Here is a 19387-nt window from a genome sequence, read left to right as displayed (position 1 = left end):
GGTCGGAGCACGCTCGGAGCGGTCGTCCTCATCAGTCGCTCACCTCACGAGATCGTAAATTGGACGCCGACAGCGGTTACAAGGATGTTGATCATGAACAAGACGAGAAAGCAGAACACGACTGTTTCGTTGACAGCGATACCTACGTTCGCCGGGCCGCCCCTCACCGAAATTCCCTTGTAGCAGGCGATCAGACCGGAGCACACGCCGAAAAGCGTCGCTTTGATCAACGTCACAATGACGTCATCCAGTCCGGTTAGCAACGTCATACCTTCAACAAAGGCACCCGCCGAGACATGCAGGTAATAGACCGAAAGAAAGTAAGCACCGACCAGGCCCACGATGACGACCTGCGAGACGATCAGCAGCGAAACCAAGGTGGCGGCCAGCACTCTCGGTACCACCAACGCTCGGATCGGATCGACACCCATCACCCGTTGAGCATCGATTTCTTCACGGATGGTCCGAGCCCCCAGATCCGCACACATCGCCGTAGCGCCGGCACCGGAAACGACGATCACGGTCGCTAACGGCGCGATCTGGGAGACGGCGAAGAACGCACTACCGGTGCCGGAGAAATCCGCAGCACCGAACTGGCCCAGCAAGATGTTGAACAGGAATCCGCTGATGACCGCGTACGGTAGCGCCAGCAACAGCGCCGGCACCATCGACACGCGCGCCACGAACCACACCTGTTTCACAAATTCTGCCCAGGCAAACGGCGGGGTGAATATCGCGACGAAGGTGTCCAACGACATCCCAAAGAATCCGCCCAGACCGCGAATCGGCTTGGCAATCAGGTTCGCCGACATCACCACGCCGAGGGCCCCCCAACGCCGCCTTCAGATGACCGCACTGCAGCCACCGCCGGCCGACACGCCAAATCTGTCAGGGACATACTTCGGAACGCTATCGAGCAGCGAGTGACCGGTCTAGACGTCAAAGGGAAGACTTTGATACCCCTTTTGAGGCTACGGCGGGCGATGGCGACACCGTAAACGGAAAGCGTCGCAGGCGCTCGGACTGCAGTTGGGTCGACTGGGCCACGGGCCAATCGGGTGAAGAACGTGTATGCCACCGTGGCCGGCCACGAAAGCGGGGGCGAATTTAACGCTATCGGCAATTCGATTCCGATTCACCCAACCACCGATTGGGTGCCGATCTCCCCTACGCGCGATTGGCCGGCGGGTTACCTGTTACGACTGCGAGAGGTATTGCAGCATCTGCTTCACCCCGGTGAGCTTCACGCGGGGACGGCCCGCCGACTCACCCGCCGAGCGCTCGAAACGATCGAGCCGGCGCCAATCGTCGTAGGTCACGATGTCGGGGGAACGAGAAGCGGGGCGCGCCGCGACCTCGTCTGCAGGGAAAGTGGCCGCCGGCAAGCCGACTGTCGCGGGCGTCGTCGAGCACTGCCCGAATCGTGTCGCGCGCACATTTCTGTTCGTACCGACGATGCCATTTGAGGCGCGCTTGATCCATCCGGTGACGTAAGCACCGGGCATCTCGCACACTCGACCCCGGCGGCCGAACGCACAACGGCTGCCCAATCTTCAGGGACTCGTCTTGGTCGAGTTTGAGCTTGCGTGTCTGGCGACCGATGACGAGGCATTTGGTCAGTCGGCGTGGCTGAGCAGGATTCCGAATGGTTTGGTGCCAGGGTCGTTGTTCAAGTCCAGTTGTACCGTCTTGACCTGGGTGTAGCTGTCCAATGCGTTCGGCCCGAGCTCGCGCCCCAGCCCACTTTGCTTGTAGCCGCCAAATGGTACTTGGCAATTGATTTGATGTGCGTTGTTGATCCACACATTTCCGCTTTGGATACGGGCTGCAGTGCTGAGTGCCCGCTCGTTGTCGTTGGACCAGATACTGGCCGAAAGGCCATAGTCGCTATCGTTGGCGATCGCGACAGCCTCCTCGTCGCTGTCGTAGCTCATGACGACCAAAACCGGGCCGAACACCTCTTCGCGAGCGATGGGCATATCGTTCCGCACGTTGGAGAGGATGGTCGGGGCCACCCAGAACCCGCGGTCAAACTGGCCGCCCTCAGGGCGGTGGCCGCCAAGTTCAACGGTCGCGCCCCCGACTTCGGCGCTGCGGATGTAGTCCAAGATGCGTTCCTGCTGCTTGGCGTCGATCACCGGACCCATGTCGGTATCCCAGTCGCGAGTGCTGCCCACGACGATCGTTTTGGCGCGCTCAACGAGGCGGCGGACAAACTCGTCGTGAAGCCGCGTGGGGACCAGTGCACGAGTGCCGGACACGCAGACCTGACCGGAGTAGAGGAAACAGCCGAAGAGCACTCCGTCGGCAGCCAGGTTCAGATCGGCGTCGTCCAAAACGATGGACGGCCCCTTGCCGCCAAGCTCCAGGGTTACCTGCTTGATCGTGTCGGACGCCAGGCGCATGATTTCCCGCCCCACCTGAGTGGATCCGGTGAAGGCAATCTTTCCGACGTCGGGGTGAGCAGCAAGGCGTGCACCGGCCACCGAACCGGTACCGGTAACAATGTTGAGTACGCCGGGCGGCAAGCCGTTGTCTTCGGCGATTCGCGCAAACTCCAACATCGACAGGGGCGTGCGTTCATCGGGTTTGACTACCACACTGTTGCCCGCAGCCAACGCCGGCCCCACCTTCCACAACGTCAGTAGAAGCGGGAAGTTGAACGGAGCGATCGCACCGACGACACCGATGGGTTCGCGGTGCACCACGCTTTCGCTCAGCGCCGGAGACGTCGACGACGGGGCGGCTTGCTGCCAGCTGTAGGTCTCGGCGAGCTCCGCGAAATAGTTGAAATGATCTAGCGCATAACCGATATGGAAGCCGGTAGCTTGGCGCACGGTTGCACCATTGGCGACTAACTCGAGCTCTACCAACTTGTCGGCGGCCGCGTGTGCTGCTGCGCCGATTCGCCGCATGACCGAAGCACGCTCTTGCGGCGTCACCGCTGACCACACGCCACTCTCGAACGTCGACTTGGCAGCGGCGACGGCAGCATCGACATGTTCAGCCCCACCGCGTGGAACGGTTGCGACCACAGACCCGTCATTGGGGTCGACGATCGGCATCCGTTGATCGGTGTCGACGCCTCGCCCGCCGATCCGCATCAAATGGTGCTCGATTTCCACCGTAGTCATGTCGGCTCCCTTGGTTATCCGCGAAGGTTTGCAGAGCACTCGCGACGGGTTGCACCGGTGCCGTTCTGACCCGGCAGCCGCGCAACGGTTCGTGGTCTACATCGGTTGGGTTTCTTCGGCCCGAAACCACCCGCTCGATTCCTCTACCATGCAACCACGGAGTGATCACCGGGTCAGCGTCCATAAGTGATGTGTTCGTATCTCGCAAGGGGTAGAGCACACTCACCACGCTTCGCCAGAACGAGTCCTTGCCGGCTCCCAGAGTCGCATCGCCTCAATCCTGAAAGCACGGTGGGAAGGTTGGGCCGAGCTGTGACGCCCGCCGCACCTGCGGCCTCTGGCCGGCCGAGATAGTTGACTCGGCGTGAGTTTTCCGGTCACCGCACGTGCTGCAACCGCCAAGCGAGTCCCGGCCGAGAACCTCCGCACCCGTGTCGGCGCGACCCGATCTGCGCGTTGGAAATTGCGGTTCCGAAAGCAGCCCGACGTGGTGGTCGCACGGGACCGACGATGCGACTCCGGAAGACCGAATCGACGGGGCAGGCACTACGCGGATAAGCCAGCTCACCCGATCGTTTGGTTTGGCGAGAACTCTTCGCTCAGCGCCGAATACCCCGAACTAGGTAGTGAGGAAACCACCTTCTGGTGACGCGGATTACTACTGATCCCGGGGAGAATCGAATCATTCCCAATGGCCACGCCAATCGGTCCAGACGCAACCGGGTCCGGACCGCGGAATTGATTAGAAAGAGGTAGCCGTGACGACTCAGGTCACCGATTCAGTTCACGTCCCCGATCACATCGCGAACCAGATCGTGCTGCCCGAAGGGCACCTCGACGAAGACGCGTTGTTCGCCGCATATCGGTGGCTGCGCAACAACGCGCCGGTCGCCCAAGTAGTCGTCGAGGGATACGATCCACTTTGGCTGATCAGCAAGCACGCCGACATCATGGAAGTCGAGGGCCAACCCGATAAGTTTGCGGCTGGCGGCACAAACCATTGCGTCCTTCAGACCCAAGCCGGCGACGCATTCACCAAGCAACTACTCGGCGGCCACCTGCAGGTCATGGACGCGTTGCCCTACCTCGATCCGCCCCAGCACACTGAAGTCAAAAGCATCGGCATCGGGTGGTTCCGTCCGGCGAACCTGAAGCGGTGGGAAGCCCAGATCCGCAAACACGCCCAGGAAACGGTGCGTCAACTCGTCGCCGGCGGCGACCGAGAGATCGACATCGTCCGCGACTTCGCTTTGGCCTACCCGCTTCATGTGATGATGATGCTGTTCGGCGTGCCCACCGAAGACGAACCGCGGATGATGGCGTTGACACAGGATTTTTTCGGCACCACCGACCCTGACACTCAACGCGACGACGTCGAACCACTCTCCCCGGAGGCCGCAGCTCAACAGTGGACCGCCACCGTCGCGGATTTCAACGCTTATTTCGACACGCTGGTCGAGGACCGGCGCGCCAATCCGCGCGACGATCTTGCCACCGCAATCGCGACCGCCAGGACCCCTGATGGCGAGTACTATCCGAAGAGTTACAGCTATGGCTGGTTCATCGCGATCGCTACCGCCGGACACGACACCACGTCGACCACGGTCTCGACAATCCTCCTGGAATTGTCGAAGCAACCCGAGCTGCTCGCGCGAGTGCAATCCGATCTCTCACTCGTGCCCGATCTGGTCAACGAAGGGGTGCGGTGGGCGGCCGCGGTGAAACACTTCACCCGTCAAGCTTTGACCGATTACACCTTGCGGGGCCAGCAGATCAAGGCCGGTGACCGCCTGATGGTGCTCTTCCAATCCGGCAGCCGAGACGAGGACGTTTTCGATCGGCCCGAGGAATTTATCATCGATCGAAGGCCGAACCGGCACATCGCTTTTGGACACGGCCCGCACAAATGCCTCGGCATGTACGTAGCCAAGATCGAGATGGCGATGCTACTCGAGGAGTTGCTACCGCGGCTGAAGAGCATCGAAGTGACGGGCCCGGTCAAAGTGGCGCAGACGAACTTTGTCGGCGGCATCCGGAAACTGCCAGCGCGGTTGACCTTCACCCCTTCATAATCTCGAGAACCTTCTCGGTCGTCTGCCGCCCCACTGGTGGCAAACGACCGGGAAGGGGCGTTGAAGCGTCACCAAGACCGCAGGATCGAGCATCCGGCGTCGCTGGAAATCAAGCAGCGGTCCTCGTGCTATTTCTTGCCGTCCGACGAGCTCTACACATTCTCCGGGATCACGGAGACGGCGGCAGCGCCACCCTGCGGCCTTTGAGGGCGGCATCAGTGCGGTTGGTGGCCTGAAGCTTCCGCATGATGTCCCGAATGTGGGACTTCACCGTATTCGGCGAAATGAACAACCGGGACGCGATTTGAGCGTTGGTCTTGCCAACAGTCAGTAGGCCCAGCACCTGACGCTCACGCTGGGTCAATTTGGCGTGTAGATCCGAGTCTCGATATTGTCTTCGCTCGTCCACGCCCCTACCGTCGTCGCCGAATTCAGCAGTCGCAGCGAAATCCCCCGGAATATGCGAGTCGAATGTTTCGGCTAGCAGCGCGATCTCACGAGTATGCTCATCGATGAGCGCCCGCATGATGCGCAGGCGCTCCAACGTCAGGTTTCGTTCGAAAATAGCCCCGATACCTTCCGCAAGAAACCCGAGCCGATCGCGGTCAGTCGAGTCGACACCACCGCATCTTTCGGCAAAATCGGCGTGCAGCAGTGCGAACGGTTCATCCCACACATACACCGGCGCCGCGACATATGCGGTCGATTTGACGGCCGCAGCAAGTTCGGCGTGGACACGCGGGTCCTTCTGTGCGTCATGAATAAGAATTGGCCTGCGAGTTCGCAGCATGGACCATTCCGGCAGTGGCTCACCGAGTTGACGTGGCCGCTGCTGGCTGATGCGTACCAGGGCATCGGCTAGGATCGCATCGTCACCAACGTATGCTGATCGAATTCGCCAACTGTTATCTCGAACCGTCGAAAAAAGAATCCGGCGAAATCCCTCATGGCGCAATTCAGCCGGTATGCGATCAGCCAGTTGCGAGTTGTTCCGAACGGCTCGCAGTCGAGCGAGAGCACCGAGGGCAGCATCTGTGTTCTCCGTCAGAGTCATCGGCTCCCCGGGCACTGCCCCATCCGGAATATTTGCCACGGATACACACTATCGAGCTAACAACGTACCGCGCATCTCCCAACAGTGGTAGTTATTAGGCATCCTAGGGGCAAACTCAGAATTACGGACCACAGAACTATGGCGCCACACCGCTGGGATCGCCGGTACCCAGCCGTGCGCGATGGAATTTCGCTACGGCCTCCGTGCGGTTACTTGCCCCAATCTTTCGCAAAATTCGCTTGACGTGGGATTTGACCGTTCCTTCAGTGACAAACAAACTTGCCCCAATTTGCGCGTTTGTTCTGCCGGTGGCAAGGGCCCGGAGCACCTCCCGCTCACGACTGGTCAGCTCAGCGAGTGGGTCTTGGCCACCTCGCGGACCGTCTGCTTGCAGTAACGGCCTTTCGACCATTGTCTCGACAGTTGAAGTGCCGACTCCGGCCAGGTCCATGACATCAATCGTAAAGTCGTCGGCCAGCGCATTCGCGGTGCTCAGGTATGCGCCGGCCGCCTCTCGCATTGACCGTAACCGTTCGAGCATCGCATTGCGCTCCAGCGTGATTCCCAGGCCTTCAGCGAAGGCGCCAAGAATTCCTCGGTCGAATTCGCATACGCCTTGGATCTCGGTGTGATGATCAGCATGCAGAAGCCCCACCGCCTGACCCCAACTGAATACCGGTGCAGCAACATAGCCAGCACTTCTGGTCACTTCGTTGAGTTCAGGATACACCCGCGGATTGGCTGCGGCGTCGCGAACAAGAATAGGTGTCCCGCGTCGCACCATTTCATGTTCGGGCAACACGTTGGTGAGTCTGCGTGGGTTCGATTTGCCCGCGGCAACCATCGTCGCCGCCAAGTTGTGATCCTCGCCGGCAAATGCGGACCGCACATGCCATACCCCACCTTCGAGGCGTGAAAACAGCACTCTTGTGAAGCCAATCTTATATGCCTGCTGGGGAGCGCCCTCCGCCAACGCCGCCAGCGAGCGCAACTCACGGAGTCCGCGAATCGCTTCATGAGCGGCGTTGATCTGCTGATCCCGGCGCGCGAGAAGCGCATCCTTAAGCGTTAACTGGATTTGCATGGCCCGCATGAGCAACGCCGATATTTTCAAGTAATTCTGCGATTCAGACTGTTGCTCCATGAGGTCGAGGCGGCCAACCAAGGCGGTACGAATCAGGGTCAGCATTTGATCCGCTGCGACTACGCCCCAATCTGCGCTGCCGTTGCGAATTACGTCGTCACCAACAAAGGCGATTGCCCCGCGCAGGATGTCACGCGCTTCCTCCAGACATCCGGCGATCTCGGAACTCGGGGCGTTCTTGACGGTCACTACGCAGGCCTCCTCAGGTTCGTCGGGCCTGAACGCTCAGGTACCTCCTCGACGACGCAGCAGTCCCGCCCAGTATGTGACCAACGCCACGATCGCGCAACCAGTCCGGCGCACGTCCCCGGCACGCACCTGACCCGCACGCTTGCCGAGGGCAACCACCGGCACCACATAGCGGTTCGGGGCCCCGGTGTCCACCGTTCGCCAGCGACCGCCGGTCGGTCGTGACACGGATACCGGCTCCCGCGTGGCGCATTTCTGAGCATCGAGCGCTTACGATTCCTGGTTCCGCCCACGAGATCGATTCGATGAACTAATCCGTCCGATTCAGCCCTGTCGGCCGCTCAACTCTCAACGTAGCGTTCGTTAGACGACGCACAACGCAAGGAGAGACGTTTGCGACTTGAGACGTTGTTGCCTTTGGGCAAAGTCGATCCGGGACTAAGGACGCCCGCGACACCGCTCGACATTTTCTCGGTGGCCGAAAGCGCCTCGCTCTTAGAAGACCTCGGCTACAACGGGCTCGTCGTCGAAGAGACTAAGGACGACCCGTTCACGGTATTGACCCTCGCAGCGGGACACACGCAGCGACTGCACCTGACCACAGGCGTCACCATCGCTTTTCCACGTAGCCCGACGGTAATGGCGCTCAACGCCTGGACGCTGCAAAAGCTTTCGCGGGGTCGCTTCACCCTTGGACTGGGAACTCAGGTCCGCGGGCACATCCAACGGCGCTATGGCATGCTCTGGCACCCGCCTGGCCCTTGGATGAGGGAGTATGTCCAGGCCGTGCGGGCGATCTGGGATTGTTGGCAGCACGGCACGCCACTGCAGTTCTCCGGCGAGCATTACAAGCTCTCGCTGATGGTGCCGCTCTTCGACGCGGGCCCGATCGACAACCCCGATATACCAGTTCATCTCGCGTCCGTGAACAAAGGCATGTGTGCGGTCGCCGGTGAAGTCGCTGACGGGATTCGACCTCATCCGGTGTGTACTCCCTCCTACATCGAGGACGTGATGTTGCCGGCGGTGCGCCGCGGGGCGCAGCGAGCGGGCCGGAACCTCGACTCGTTCCGCGTGTGCATGAAGCCGCTTGTCGCGTCGGCTCGCACTGAGGAAGAGCTCGTCGACAAAGTTCGCGACGCCAGAGCACGCATCGCCTTCTACGCCTCGACCCCGGGATATGCCGCAGCCTTTGATCACCTGAATTTGAGCGATCTGGCAACGGAGGCACACGCGCTGTCTAAAGCCCAGCGCTGGGAGGAGCTTCCCGCGTTGATCGATGACGAAACCCTCGACGCGTTTGTCGTCATCGGGACCTACGACGAGATCGGCGACCGGATCATCAACCGGTTCTCCGAAGTCGTCACCGACATCGAGTTTTCGATAGCCGTGCACGATGACGCCGATCTCGCCGCACTGGCCGAACTGACGCGCACGGTCCAAGCGGCAGACGACTCAGCCGCCCGCGCACTCATCACCGGACGCGAGACGCCGGCGGTCTCGGCCCCGGAGCCGGTGCCGTGATGACGTCGGCACCGGGTCTCGGTGATTCGCGAGTGCAGAGTCCGATCCAGCCGGACGAGATAGCTGTCGTGGCGAATTGGATGTCCGCCCAAGGACTCGGCGCGGGCCCCCTGACTGAAGTCGCCGCACTGGGTGGCGGGACACAGAACGTCATGGTGACGTTTGTCCGCGACGGACGCCCATATGTACTTCGACGGGGTCCCCGGCATCTACGGCCACAAAGCAACAAGGCGATCTTGCGTGAGACGCGGGTACTGGACGCACTCAAGGCCAGTGACGTGCCACATCCACAACTGATCGCGGTGTGCGCCGACCCCATACTGCTGGGCGGGGCTGTCTTCTATCTCATGGAGCCCATCGACGGTTTCAACCCCAGTGTCGAGTTGCCCCCACAACACGCAAATGATCCCGCCATTCGCGAACGAATGGCCTTCAATATCATCGACGCGCTCGCAAAGCTCGGTGAAATCGACTACCGCGCAGTCGGCCTCAACGACTTCGGGAAACCCGATGGCTTCCTTGAGCGGCAAGTGCCGCGGTGGCTCGCCGAACTAGAGTCCTACAGTGGATTCGACGGCTACCACGGGCCAGAGATTCCCAACATCGATCTCGTTGCTGACTGGCTCGTACGAAATCGTCCCGCACAGCAGCCCGCAGGGATCATGCATGGTGACTTCCACGCCGCGAACGTGATGTTCGACCGCGCCTCACCCGATGTAGCCGCCATCGTCGATTGGGAGATGGCAACGATCGGCGACCCACTGCTCGATCTCGGATGGCTGTTGGCGACCTGGCGACTCCCTCAGGCCCCAAGTGTGTTCGGCGGACCGCTGATGGATTCCGCGCCGCTGCCCAGCGCAACCGAACTCACCGTTCGATATGGCCGACGCAGCAGCCGCGACCTCAGCGCTATGACCTGGTACACCGTCTTGGCCTGCTTCAAGCTTGGAATTCTACTCGAGGGGACCTTTGCTCGAGCGACAGCGGGGCTCGCCCCGCGACGAACCGGCGATGAACTCCACGCCGCCACCTTGCAACTGTTCGAGCGCGCCGCCGACCTTATGAACGGAGAACAATGATCGACTTCACCATCCCCGCCGACGTGGTCGCGCTGAGCAACGAGATTCGCGCATTCGTCATCGACGAAATCATCCCGTACGAGACCGATTCCCGACTCACCCAACACGGCCCCACCGATGAACTGCGCGACGAACTCGTCGCGCTGGCCCGTAAACGAGGACTGCTCAGCTTCCAGGCCACGCGTCGTTACGGTGGGCGCGAGCCTTCCCATTGCGACCAAGCAGTGCTCTACGAGGCCGCGGGCTGGTCCACCCTGGGTCCGGTGGCGCTGAACTGCGCCGCCCCTGACGAGGGCAACATGTATCTACTGACGAAGATCGCCGACGACGAGCAATCTGAGCGCTATCTGAAGCCGGTCATCGACGGTCACCAGCGGTCAGTGTTCGCGATGACCGAGCCGGACGGCGCCGGATCCGACCCGCGACAGCTGACGACGACGGCGACGTTCGATGGCAGCCAATACACGATCAACGGACGTAAATGGTTGATTACCGGTGCCACCAACGCCAAAACGTGGATCATCATGGCCGACGTCCCGGAGAGCCCCTCTGGTCCGGGTGGTCCCACCCTGTTCGTCTGCGACGGCAACACACCGGGGATCGTCATCGATCGGATCATGTCAACGATGGACCGCAACTATGTAGAGGGCCACGGCGTCGTCACGTTCGACCAGCTGACTCTGCCGGCGTCCGCTGTCCTGGGCGAAGTCGGGAATGCCCTGCGTTACGCGCAACTTCGCCTCGCTCCGGCCCGGCTCACGCACTGCATGCGCTGGTTGGGGGCCGCCGAGCGCGCACAGTCGATCGCAGTCGAGCACGCGCGTACCCGAACCGCATTCGGCAAGCCCATCGGTGAACATCAGGGAGTCTCGTTCATGCTCGCCGACAACGAAATCGCCTTGCAGCAATGCCGCCTTGCGATCTGGTGGGCGTGCTGGCGACTCGATCAGGGCGAGAAGGGGCGCCACGAAAGTTCCATGGTGAAGGCTCTGGTCTCCGAGGAGCTGTTCAAGGTGGCCGACCGTTGCGTGCAGGTCCTCGGTGGGATCGGGATATCCGATGAGACGCCGATCGGAATGATCTTCCGCGACATCCGCGCCTTCCGCCTGTACGACGGTCCAACCGAGGTCCACAAGCATGCGATCGCCCGGGACATTATGCGGCGCAACAGCGCCAAGGCATGACCAGCGTGGTTGGGCAGCGCCCGTATGCCGACAGTGGCTCTGACGGGGGCAGCGACGGCCCCCTGACCGGAGTGAACGTCGTCGAATTCGCCGGCATAGGTCCTGCGCCCTTCGCCGCGATGATGCTCGGCGACCTCGGCGCTGACGTGATTCGCATCGACCGCCCCGGCGGCCATGCCGGCAATCCGGTCCCGCCGCACCTGGACTTGCTCAACAGAAACCGGCGCTCTTTGGAGCTTGACCTGAAAGACGCCTCGGACCTTGAGGTTGCGAAAAAATTGATCATCGCGGCTGACGTCCTGATCGAGGGCTACCGACCCGGTGTCACCGAGCGACTCGGCCTCGGGCCGCAGGAGTGCCACACACTCAACGCCCGCCTGGTCTACGCCAGGATGACCGGATGGGGACAGTCGGGGCCCTTGGCATCACACGCCGGACATGACATCAACTACATCTCTCGCGTCGGCGTGCTCGACACGATCGGACCCGGCAACGGGCCGCCGGCCATCCCACTGAACATCATCGGCGATTTCGGCGGCGGAGGCATGCTGCTGGCTTACGGGATCCTCGCGGCACTCCATCACGCCGGCAGGACCGGGACCGGCCAGGTCGTCGACGCGGCCATGACCGACGGCGCCGCTCTGCTGACCACGATGCTGCACGCTTGGCGCGCCGCTGACCGCTGGGTCGACCGTCGCGGTGCAAACATGCTCGACGGCGGGGCGCACTTCTACAATGTCTACCGGACCGCGGACAACCGGTATCTGAGCGTCGGCGCAATTGAGCCACCGTTCTACAGCGCCTTCCTTCGGGGGCTCGGCGTAACCGAAGAGGGAGACTGGCAGACCAGCCACGGCAGCCCAGAGCAGTGGCCCGCCATGATCGAGCGGGTTCGCACGATCATCGCCGGTCGGACCCTCACCGAATGGATCACCACGTTCGAAGCAACCGACGCGTGCGTGTCGCCCGTCCTCACCATCGATGAAGCCGTGACCGATGCCCACAACGCCTCACGATCAACATTCGTGGCGGTCGATGGCGTCGAGCAACCCGCACCGGCGCCGAAATTCGATCGCACGCCGGCGCCACGACCACGACGGCAACCACTGCCAGGGCAACACAACGACGAAATTCTGCGCGCTCTGGCGCAATCCGACAGCTGGCCAGCCCGCCGTCAGCGGACATGACCTGGCAATCCGGTGGCGAGATCTCAGATTCAGGAGCACCCATGACCGATGACTCGAATACTGCCTACATCTTCGACGCGATCCGAACACCACGTGGAAAGGGTCGGCCCAGCGGATCCCTGCATATGGCCAAACCCATCTCACTGGTGGTGGGCCTCATCGGTGAACTACGGAACCGGCACCCCGACCTCGCGCCGGAAGCTATCGAGGACATCGTCCTCGGCATTGTCTCGCCGCGTGACGAACAAGGGTCCGTACTGCCCCGCATTGCCGCCCTGGCCGCGGGCTTGCCGGTCACCGTCGCAGGCTTGCAGGTCAATAGATTCTGCGGGTCCGGTCTTGAGGCGGTCAACATCGCCGCGCAGAAGGTTCAATCCGGGTCCGAGTCGTTGGTCCTCGCCGGCGGCGTGGAATCCATGTCACGAGTCGCGATGGGGTCTGATGGCGGCGCGTGGTTCGAAGATCCCGCTACCAGTATCGCAACCGGCTACGTTCCGCAGGGGATCGGCGCCGACCTCATCGCAACGATCGAAGGCTTCGACCGCAAGACCGTCGACGCCTATGCGATTCGCTCCCAACAACTCGCGGCGGGCGCGTGGTCAGGTGGGTACTTCGCAAAATCCGTCGTCCCCGTCAAAGACGAGCACGGTTTCACGCTACTGGACCGGGACGAGCACCTGCGGCCCGAAGCCACACTCGGATCGCTGGCCAAGCTCGAACCCGCGTTCGCCGGACTCGGCGCCGACGGCTTCGACGCGGTGGCCTTGAGCCGCTACCACTGGGTCGATCACATCGAGCACGTCCACCATGCCGGCAACTCGTCGGGCATCGTCGACGGCGCATCGCTCGTCCTGATCGGCAACAAAGACGCAGGAACGCGGTACGGTCTGGTCCCCCGCGCCCGCATCGCCGCCACCGCGACGTCCGGCGCCGACCCCACCATCATGCTCACCGGGCCCACCCCGGCAACGCAGAAACTGCTCGCGAAGGCTGGCTTGAGCACCGACCAAATCGACCTCTTCGAGATCAACGAAGCCTTCGCGGCCGTCGCCCTCAAATACATCAAAGATCTCGATCTGCCGGAGAACAAGGTCAACGTCAATGGTGGCGCGATCGCCATGGGACACCCGCTCGGTGCGACCGGAGCGATGCTGGTCGGAACCGTCGTCGATGAACTCGAACGTCGCGACGCACACCGCGCAGTCGTCACCTTGTGCATCGGGGCGGGCATGGGCATCGCCACCCTCATCGAACGCGTTTAGCCGGCCTCACCCAACACGTCAAGGGAGACTCCGATGACCACAGCATCCAACCACCCCATGTTCGATTGGAACCGGACCGCCGACGGTGTCGTCGTCTTGACCATGAATGACGTCGACAATCCCGCCAACACCGTGAATGATCGCTTCAGGCACGATTTTTCAACGGTTCTCGACCGCATCGAGGCCGAACGTGACACGGTTGCCGGGGTCGTCCTCACCTCCGGAAAGTCCACCTTCTTCGCGGGTGCCGACCTCAGCGAGTTCGCGGCCCTGGGTCCCGATGCGATCGCGGAAGTCGCCGCGATGCTCGACACGTTGAAGGTTCACCTGCGTCGATTGGAGACTCTGGGCCGCCCGGTGGTAGCGGCCCTCAATGGCGCGGCGCTAGGGGGTGGATACGAGCTGGCTCTGGCCTGCCACTATCGGATCGTCGTCGACGATCCGACCGCCCTTGTCGGTCTACCCGAGTCCAAACTCGGTGTGCTCCCCGGTGCTGGCGGCACCGTCCGGACGGTCCGAATGTTCGGAATGCAGAAAGCATTAGAGGAGATACTGCTGCCCGGAACGCGCTTCACGCCGAGCGAGGCATTGGCGGTCGGACTTGTCGACGAGGTCGTCGATGAGCCCGACGAACTCATCGTCGCAGCTGCCCGCTGGATCGCGGCCCACCCCGAGCCGAAACAGCCGTGGGATGAGCCGGGCGCCCGCATCCCGGGTGGCGCTCCGGGCGAGCCGCGCACGACCCGTCTCCTGACGATGCTGCCGGCACGACTGATCGCCAGAACCCGCGGCGCCTCGGACGCCGCGGCGGAGGCGATCTTGGCGACCGTGGTGGAAGGGGCTCGGGTCGATTTCGCCACCGCTCAAACCATCGAGTCACGGCATTGCGCGGCGCTCATCGCGAGCCCCGCGTCGTCGAACATCATCGCTGTGACATTCTTCGAGCCACGCGAGATCCGTCGCGCGACACGCAGACCCGCCGAGTTCCAGGGTTTTCGCGCGCGATCGGCGTTGGTGATCGGCTCCAACTCGGTGGCGGCGGAGATTGCGCGCGCTTGCGCCGCAGTGGGAATCGATACCACGATCACGTCTGCCGATTTCGGCGCCGCCGACTCGGTAGCCGTTGCTGCGAGGGCGCAGCTCGGCCGGGGCTCCGGGCAGGTCCGTGCCTGCGACATCGACAACTGCGCGCACGAGGTCGACGTCGTCATCGAGTCGGTCTTCGATGACGCGAAGGAACGGCGCCGCCAGCTCGCCTCCGCCTGCTCCCGGCTTCAATCCGGCACTTTGATTCTGTCGAACTCCTCGGCGCTGCCGATAAGCGAACTCGCGGATGTTGTCCCCGAGCCGGAAAACATGGTCGGGATGCATTTCTTCACCCCGGTGGATCGCATGACCCTGCTGGAGGTCATCGAGTCGGACCGCACGTCGGCGGAAGCGCTGGCGAAGGCGATCGACTTCGGTGGCCAACTCGGCAAGAGATCGGTGGTGATGGGTGATCGGCCAGGCTTTTTCACCACCAGGATTCTGCACGCGTACCTCGATGAGGCATTGACGATGCTCGCTGCTGGAACCCCGGCGCCATCCATCGAGCGAGCAGCCCAGCATGCCGGGTATCCCATCGGGCCGCTCGCCCTGGCCGACCAACTGTCGTTTTCTGTCCTCGCCCGCATCGACGGTGAGATGACCAACTCCACCTCCGCCAGCCCATCCGCGATCGCCACCACCCTCGGCCGAATGAACGCCGAGTTTCACCGGACAGGACGAGCCGGAGGCCGTGGCTTCTACGAGTACGAGCAGGGCAGCCGAACCGGACTGTGGCCCGGCTTGGCGCAGGCCTTCGATACCGACCGCGAAATACCTGACCTGCCCGAGCTCCAGGATCGTCTCCTCGTCCGCCAGGCACTCGCGGCGCTGCAAGCACGGGAAGAGCTTGTGGCGCGCAGCGACGCCGAGGCGAATGTCGCCTCTGTGTTCGGCGTGGGGTTCCCGTCCTGGACCGGCGGCTGCCTTCGGTTCGCCGACCAATACGCCGGTGGTTTGCCGGGATTTGTGCAGCGGTGTCGCCTGCTTGCCGAAGCCCAGGGAGACCGCTTCACTCCGTCCGCGTCACTTGTCGAACGAACAGGCCGACACCTTGTGCGTGGGTGAGGCGCTGCAGCGGCGGCAAACCGCTTTCGGGAGGTGGCCGCCTCATGGAAGAAGGAGCAATCGATGTACCTGACCCAGGGGTTCCACCGTTCGCTTCAACAAACCCCGGACGCCCCTATGACCATATTCGGTGATCGCGTCCGCACATTTCGTTCAGTCGCCGATCGGATCGGCCGGTTCGCCGGCGCGCTGCGACACATCGGGGTCAAACCCGACGACCGCGTAGCCATCCTGGCCCTCAACTCCGACAACTATTGCGAACTCCTGCTCGCAGTACCGTGGGCAGACGCCGTTCTCAATCCCGTCAATACCCGGTGGGGCCCAGCCGAGATCGCATTCTCGCTGGCGGATTGTCAAAGCAGGACCCTCGTCGTCGACGATAAATTCGCACCGCTGGTTCCCGCTTTGCGACAGGCGTACCCCGACCTCACGTCTGTGATCCACTGCGGTGAGAGTCCAACTCCTCCGGGCATGCTCGGTTATGAGCAGCTGATCGCCGATCACGCCCCGGTTGACGATGTGCGCCGCGGGCAGGACTCACTGGCAGGGCTGTTTTATACCGGCGGAACGACCGGCTTTCCCCGGGGCGTCATGCTCAGTCACGCGAATCTTGTCACGTCCAGCCTCGGGGGCGCGGCGTGCGGCCTGTTCCGTGCGGGCGGCCGCTATCTGCATGCCGCGCCCATGTTCCACCTCGCCGATTTCACCGGCGGGAACGTTCAAGCGATCGTCGGCGGAACTCACATCGTCTTACCCACCTTCGACGTCGAGGCGGTACTGGACGCTGTTGAGGAACACCGGGTTACCGGCACAACGCTGGTCCCCACCATGATCCAGGCCATCGTTGATCATCCGTCGACCCGGGCACGGGAGGTCGGCAGTATCGAAAGTATCCTGTACGGCGCCTCACCCATCACCGAGGGTCTCCTCTCGCGGGCAACAAAGACGTTCCCGGCGGCCGGGTTCACCCAGGCGTACGGGATGACCGAACTGGCGGGCCTGGCGACACTTCTGCGGCCCGCCGACCACCGAGAGGGACGTCTCCGGTCCGCAGGTCGAGCACTCCCACACACCGAGGTGTGCATCACCGATCCAACCGGAGTCGAGACTCCGCGCGGCGTGATCGGTGAAGTCCGGGTGCGTGGCGGGCACACGATGCAGGGCTACTGGAACCTCCCCGAAGAGACGACTACCGCCATCGTCGATGGATGGATGCGAACGGGAGACCTCGGTTACATGGACGACGAGGGCTACGTCTACATCGCCGATCGGATCAAGGACATGATCGTCACCGGCGGCGAGAATGTGTACTCCGTCGAGGTGGAGAACGCCCTGGGGTCCCATCCTGCTGTGCGCGAATGCGCGGTGATCGGCCTACCCGATAACCAATGGGGAGAACGGGTTCATGCCGTCGTCGTCTTGCACGAGGGCACCTGTGCCGCCGTTGACCAACTGCGCGACCACGTCAAGGCGCGCATCGCCGGCTATAAGGCGCCCGGCTCCATCGAATTCGTCGACTCTCTCCCGCGCACTCCGACCGGGAAGGTCCTCAAACGGGAGCTGCGGCAAACGCGAGATCCGATCAAATAGTCAGTGTCGGAGTTTCTAGGGCCAACCGGCGTTCCGATTCGGATCCAGCGTCCGCGGCTCAGTCCCACCGGGGTAACATGGCATCTACGTACCGAGCACCGGCGGCACCCGCCGGGATGATCTTCGCGATACGATCCAGGTCTCCCGACGACAAAATGAGATCAACCGCGCCGACATTCTCTTCGACGCGATTCTTGCGTCGGCTTCCCGGAATCGGCACGATGTCGTCGCCCTGCGCCAGCACCCACGCCAGGGCTACCTGCGGGAGGGTAGCGCCAAGCGAATCCGCGAATTCGGCCAGGCGAGCGGTCACCTCACGGTTCTTCTCGAAGTTGCCCGGTTGCCACCTCGGATCGAATCGGCGCATATCGTCATCGGTGTAGTCGGCGGCCTTTTTGACATTCCCCGTGATGAAACCCCGGCCGAGGGGCGAGTACGCAACGAACCCGATACCCAGTTCGCGCAACGTCGGGAACAAGCGCTCCACGTCCCGCTCGAACAGTGAATATTCGGTCTGCAACACAGACACCGGCTGCACCGCGTGGGCACGTCGGATAGTCTTCTCCCCCGCCTCGCTCAAGCCAAAATACTTGACCTTGCCGGCCTGTATGGCGTCTTTGATGACTGCTGCGACATCTTCGATCGGAACGTCCGGGTCGACGCGGTGCTGGTAGAAGATGTCGATGCAGTCGACGCCGAGATTGCGCAGGCTGTTGTCGAGCACCTCGCGGATATGCGCGGGGCGGCTGTCGACGCCGAGGTCGGGGGCGGTAAACCCGAACTTCGTCGCGAGGATCACGTCATCACGGAAGCCCTTGACCGCTCGGCCGACGATCCGTTCGTTCTCGCCCCACCCATACATCTCGGCCGTGTCGAAATGAGTGACACCGAGGTCGTAGGCACGACGGATCGCTTCGATTCCGCCCTGCTCGTCGGCGGGACCGTAGGCGACCGAGACACCCATTGAGCCGTATCCGATCGCCGATGACGTCAGTCCTTGCCGGCCCAGAATTCGTTCACGCATGCACTGACCTCCGCGTCCGTTAGGCAGATTATGTCGATAATGACAGTTACTGTCAACACCGACGTTCGGTGTAACGTCGGTCTTGTGGTGAACCTGCCGGAGTCGCAGATCGAGCCGCCACGGCTCCGCGATTGGACCCGCGCCGCTGTCCGCGCCGAGATCGCCGACCGTGCCCTTCAACTCTTCGACGAGTACGGGTTCGACGCGACGACGGTCGACAACATCGCCGCGGTCGCAGGTATCTCGGCGCGCACGTTCTTCCGCTATTTCGCGACAAAAGAAGATGTCGTCTTCGGCGACCTGGTTCCGATCGGCGAATCGATTCGATCAACGCTCGTCGGCCGTCCAACCGGCGAGTCCGCGTGGGCGGCGTTGCGCGCCGCCGTCCACGTCATCGCCGACATCGCGGACGGTGAGTATGAGACCGCACTCCGCGTAACGCGGGTGGCATCAAGCACCGCCTCGTTGCGTGCACGCAGCCATGAGAAGCACGCAGCCTGGGCAAGCCTGCTCACCCCGCTCATCGAGGCACGGCTCGTCGGGCCCGACGACCCGCGCCTCGCCGCAGAGGCGCTCGTCTACAGCGCGCTCGCCTGCCTCGATATCGCGCTCAACGAGTGGGCTCGGTCAGACGGGAAACGAAACCTCCGCCACCTCATCGACATCGCGTTCGACGGGGTCGAACAACAGGTCGTCACCCCCGGGAGCCCAGACACCTGAGCCTGAATCCACCGATGGAATGGTGATGACCGATTCTCGGCGTTTCGCTGAAGTGTCAATCGGCTGGGCCGGA

Annotated in this window: 15 protein-coding genes; 9 read left to right on the top strand and 6 right to left on the bottom strand. The window is 62.6% G+C overall.

Features of this window, described 5'->3' with window-relative positions; genetic code table 11:
• Positions 1-44: 44 nt before the first annotated feature.
• The 3 genes from AWC30_RS08970 to AWC30_RS08965 all read right to left on the bottom strand — a co-directional run bounded on the left by AWC30_RS08970 (position 45) and on the right by AWC30_RS08965 (position 3134).
• A complete protein-coding gene (locus AWC30_RS08970) occupies positions 45-812 on the bottom strand; it encodes an MlaE family ABC transporter permease (protein ID WP_207568419.1) in 768 nt (255 codons plus the stop codon).
• Between the two features lie 384 nt (positions 813-1196).
• Positions 1197-1505, bottom strand: coding sequence for a hypothetical protein (locus AWC30_RS17590; RefSeq protein WP_133053676.1), 309 nt, complete (start codon positions 1503-1505; stop codon positions 1197-1199).
• Between the two features lie 111 nt (positions 1506-1616).
• The gene (locus AWC30_RS08965; protein ID WP_085109856.1) at positions 1617-3134 is read right to left on the bottom strand and encodes an aldehyde dehydrogenase family protein; all 1518 of its coding nucleotides are present in this window, start codon (positions 3132-3134) and stop codon (positions 1617-1619) included.
• Positions 3135-3892: 758 nt separating this feature from the next.
• Here AWC30_RS08965 and AWC30_RS08960 point away from each other — a divergent pair.
• Complete coding sequence (locus AWC30_RS08960; RefSeq protein ID WP_085109855.1) at positions 3893-5206, top strand: cytochrome P450; 1314 nt, start codon at positions 3893-3895, stop codon at positions 5204-5206.
• A gap of 169 nt (positions 5207-5375) precedes the next feature.
• Here AWC30_RS08960 and AWC30_RS08955 read toward each other — a convergent pair whose 3' ends face one another.
• Together AWC30_RS08955 and AWC30_RS08950 are read right to left on the bottom strand one after the other, a co-directional pair.
• The gene (locus AWC30_RS08955; protein WP_085109854.1) at positions 5376-6260 is read right to left on the bottom strand and encodes a helix-turn-helix transcriptional regulator; all 885 of its coding nucleotides are present in this window, start codon (positions 6258-6260) and stop codon (positions 5376-5378) included.
• 136 nt (positions 6261-6396) lie between these two features.
• The gene (locus tag AWC30_RS08950; protein ID WP_085109853.1) at positions 6397-7593 is read right to left on the bottom strand and encodes a helix-turn-helix transcriptional regulator; all 1197 of its coding nucleotides are present in this window, start codon (positions 7591-7593) and stop codon (positions 6397-6399) included.
• 393 nt (positions 7594-7986) lie between these two features.
• On the opposite strand from AWC30_RS08950, the gene AWC30_RS08945 reads away from it, so the two are divergent.
• The 7 genes from AWC30_RS08945 (at position 7987) to AWC30_RS08915 (ending at position 17570) form a co-directional block, all read left to right on the top strand.
• The gene (locus AWC30_RS08945) at positions 7987-9117 is read left to right on the top strand and encodes a TIGR03617 family F420-dependent LLM class oxidoreductase (protein WP_085109852.1); all 1131 of its coding nucleotides are present in this window, start codon (positions 7987-7989) and stop codon (positions 9115-9117) included.
• Positions 9118-9197: 80 nt separating this feature from the next.
• Positions 9198-10196 carry a phosphotransferase family protein gene (locus AWC30_RS08940; RefSeq protein WP_085109870.1) on the top strand — a complete coding sequence of 333 codons (999 nt, stop codon included), beginning with the start codon at positions 9198-9200 and terminating at the stop codon, positions 10194-10196.
• Positions 10193-11380, top strand: coding sequence for an acyl-CoA dehydrogenase family protein (locus AWC30_RS08935; RefSeq protein WP_085109851.1), 1188 nt, complete (start codon positions 10193-10195; stop codon positions 11378-11380). The genes AWC30_RS08940 and AWC30_RS08935 overlap by 4 nt, the downstream gene beginning before the upstream one ends.
• Entirely contained in the window at positions 11377-12567 is a 1191-nt protein-coding gene (locus AWC30_RS08930) for a CaiB/BaiF CoA transferase family protein (RefSeq protein ID WP_085109850.1), read from the top strand. Before AWC30_RS08935 ends, AWC30_RS08930 begins: the two co-directional genes overlap by 4 nt.
• Positions 12568-12608: 41 nt before the next feature.
• Positions 12609-13829 (top strand): acetyl-CoA C-acetyltransferase, encoded by a 1221-nt coding sequence (locus tag AWC30_RS08925; RefSeq protein ID WP_085109849.1) that lies wholly within the window; start codon positions 12609-12611, stop codon positions 13827-13829.
• Between the two features lie 33 nt (positions 13830-13862).
• Positions 13863-15980: an enoyl-CoA hydratase-related protein gene (locus tag AWC30_RS08920; protein WP_085109848.1), complete on the top strand. Its 2118-nt coding sequence runs from the start codon at positions 13863-13865 to the stop codon at positions 15978-15980.
• Between the two features lie 63 nt (positions 15981-16043).
• Positions 16044-17570: a long-chain-fatty-acid--CoA ligase gene (locus tag AWC30_RS08915; protein WP_085109869.1), complete on the top strand. Its 1527-nt coding sequence runs from the start codon at positions 16044-16046 to the stop codon at positions 17568-17570.
• Positions 17571-17628: 58 nt separating this feature from the next.
• Here the strand turns inward: AWC30_RS08915 and AWC30_RS08910 are convergent, their stop codons facing one another.
• Complete coding sequence (locus tag AWC30_RS08910; RefSeq protein ID WP_085109847.1) at positions 17629-18594, bottom strand: aldo/keto reductase; 966 nt, start codon at positions 18592-18594, stop codon at positions 17629-17631.
• 84 nt (positions 18595-18678) lie between these two features.
• On the opposite strand from AWC30_RS08910, the gene AWC30_RS08905 reads away from it, so the two are divergent.
• Entirely contained in the window at positions 18679-19314 is a 636-nt protein-coding gene (locus AWC30_RS08905) for a TetR family transcriptional regulator (protein WP_207568418.1), read from the top strand.
• Positions 19315-19387 lie beyond the last annotated feature (73 nt).

This window comes from Mycolicibacillus trivialis, assembly GCF_002102395.1.
Taxonomy (GTDB): domain Bacteria; phylum Actinomycetota; class Actinomycetes; order Mycobacteriales; family Mycobacteriaceae; genus Mycobacterium; species Mycobacterium triviale.
Note: the sequence above shows the minus strand (reverse complement) of the source record. Positions and strands in the feature narration are given on the sequence as shown.

Excerpts from the sequence above, each read along its gene's own strand:
- AWC30_RS08970 (WP_207568419.1), bottom strand. The coding sequence starts at position 812 with ATGTCGGCGAACCTGATTGCCAAGCCGATTCGCGGTCTGGGCGGATTC.
- AWC30_RS17590 (WP_133053676.1), bottom strand. The coding sequence starts at position 1,505 with ATGCCCGGTGCTTACGTCACCGGATGGATCAAGCGCGCCTCAAATGGC.
- AWC30_RS08965 (WP_085109856.1), bottom strand. The coding sequence starts at position 3,134 with ATGACTACGGTGGAAATCGAGCACCATTTGATGCGGATCGGCGGGCGA.
- AWC30_RS08955 (WP_085109854.1), bottom strand. The coding sequence starts at position 6,260 with ATGACTCTGACGGAGAACACAGATGCTGCCCTCGGTGCTCTCGCTCGA.
- AWC30_RS08940 (WP_085109870.1), top strand. The coding sequence starts at position 9,198 with ATGTCCGCCCAAGGACTCGGCGCGGGCCCCCTGACTGAAGTCGCCGCA.
- AWC30_RS08935 (WP_085109851.1), top strand. The coding sequence starts at position 10,193 with ATGATCGACTTCACCATCCCCGCCGACGTGGTCGCGCTGAGCAACGAG.
- AWC30_RS08930 (WP_085109850.1), top strand. The coding sequence starts at position 11,377 with ATGACCAGCGTGGTTGGGCAGCGCCCGTATGCCGACAGTGGCTCTGAC.
- AWC30_RS08925 (WP_085109849.1), top strand. The coding sequence starts at position 12,609 with ATGACCGATGACTCGAATACTGCCTACATCTTCGACGCGATCCGAACA.
- AWC30_RS08920 (WP_085109848.1), top strand. The coding sequence starts at position 13,863 with ATGACCACAGCATCCAACCACCCCATGTTCGATTGGAACCGGACCGCC.
- AWC30_RS08915 (WP_085109869.1), top strand. The coding sequence starts at position 16,044 with ATGTACCTGACCCAGGGGTTCCACCGTTCGCTTCAACAAACCCCGGAC.
- AWC30_RS08910 (WP_085109847.1), bottom strand. The coding sequence starts at position 18,594 with ATGCGTGAACGAATTCTGGGCCGGCAAGGACTGACGTCATCGGCGATC.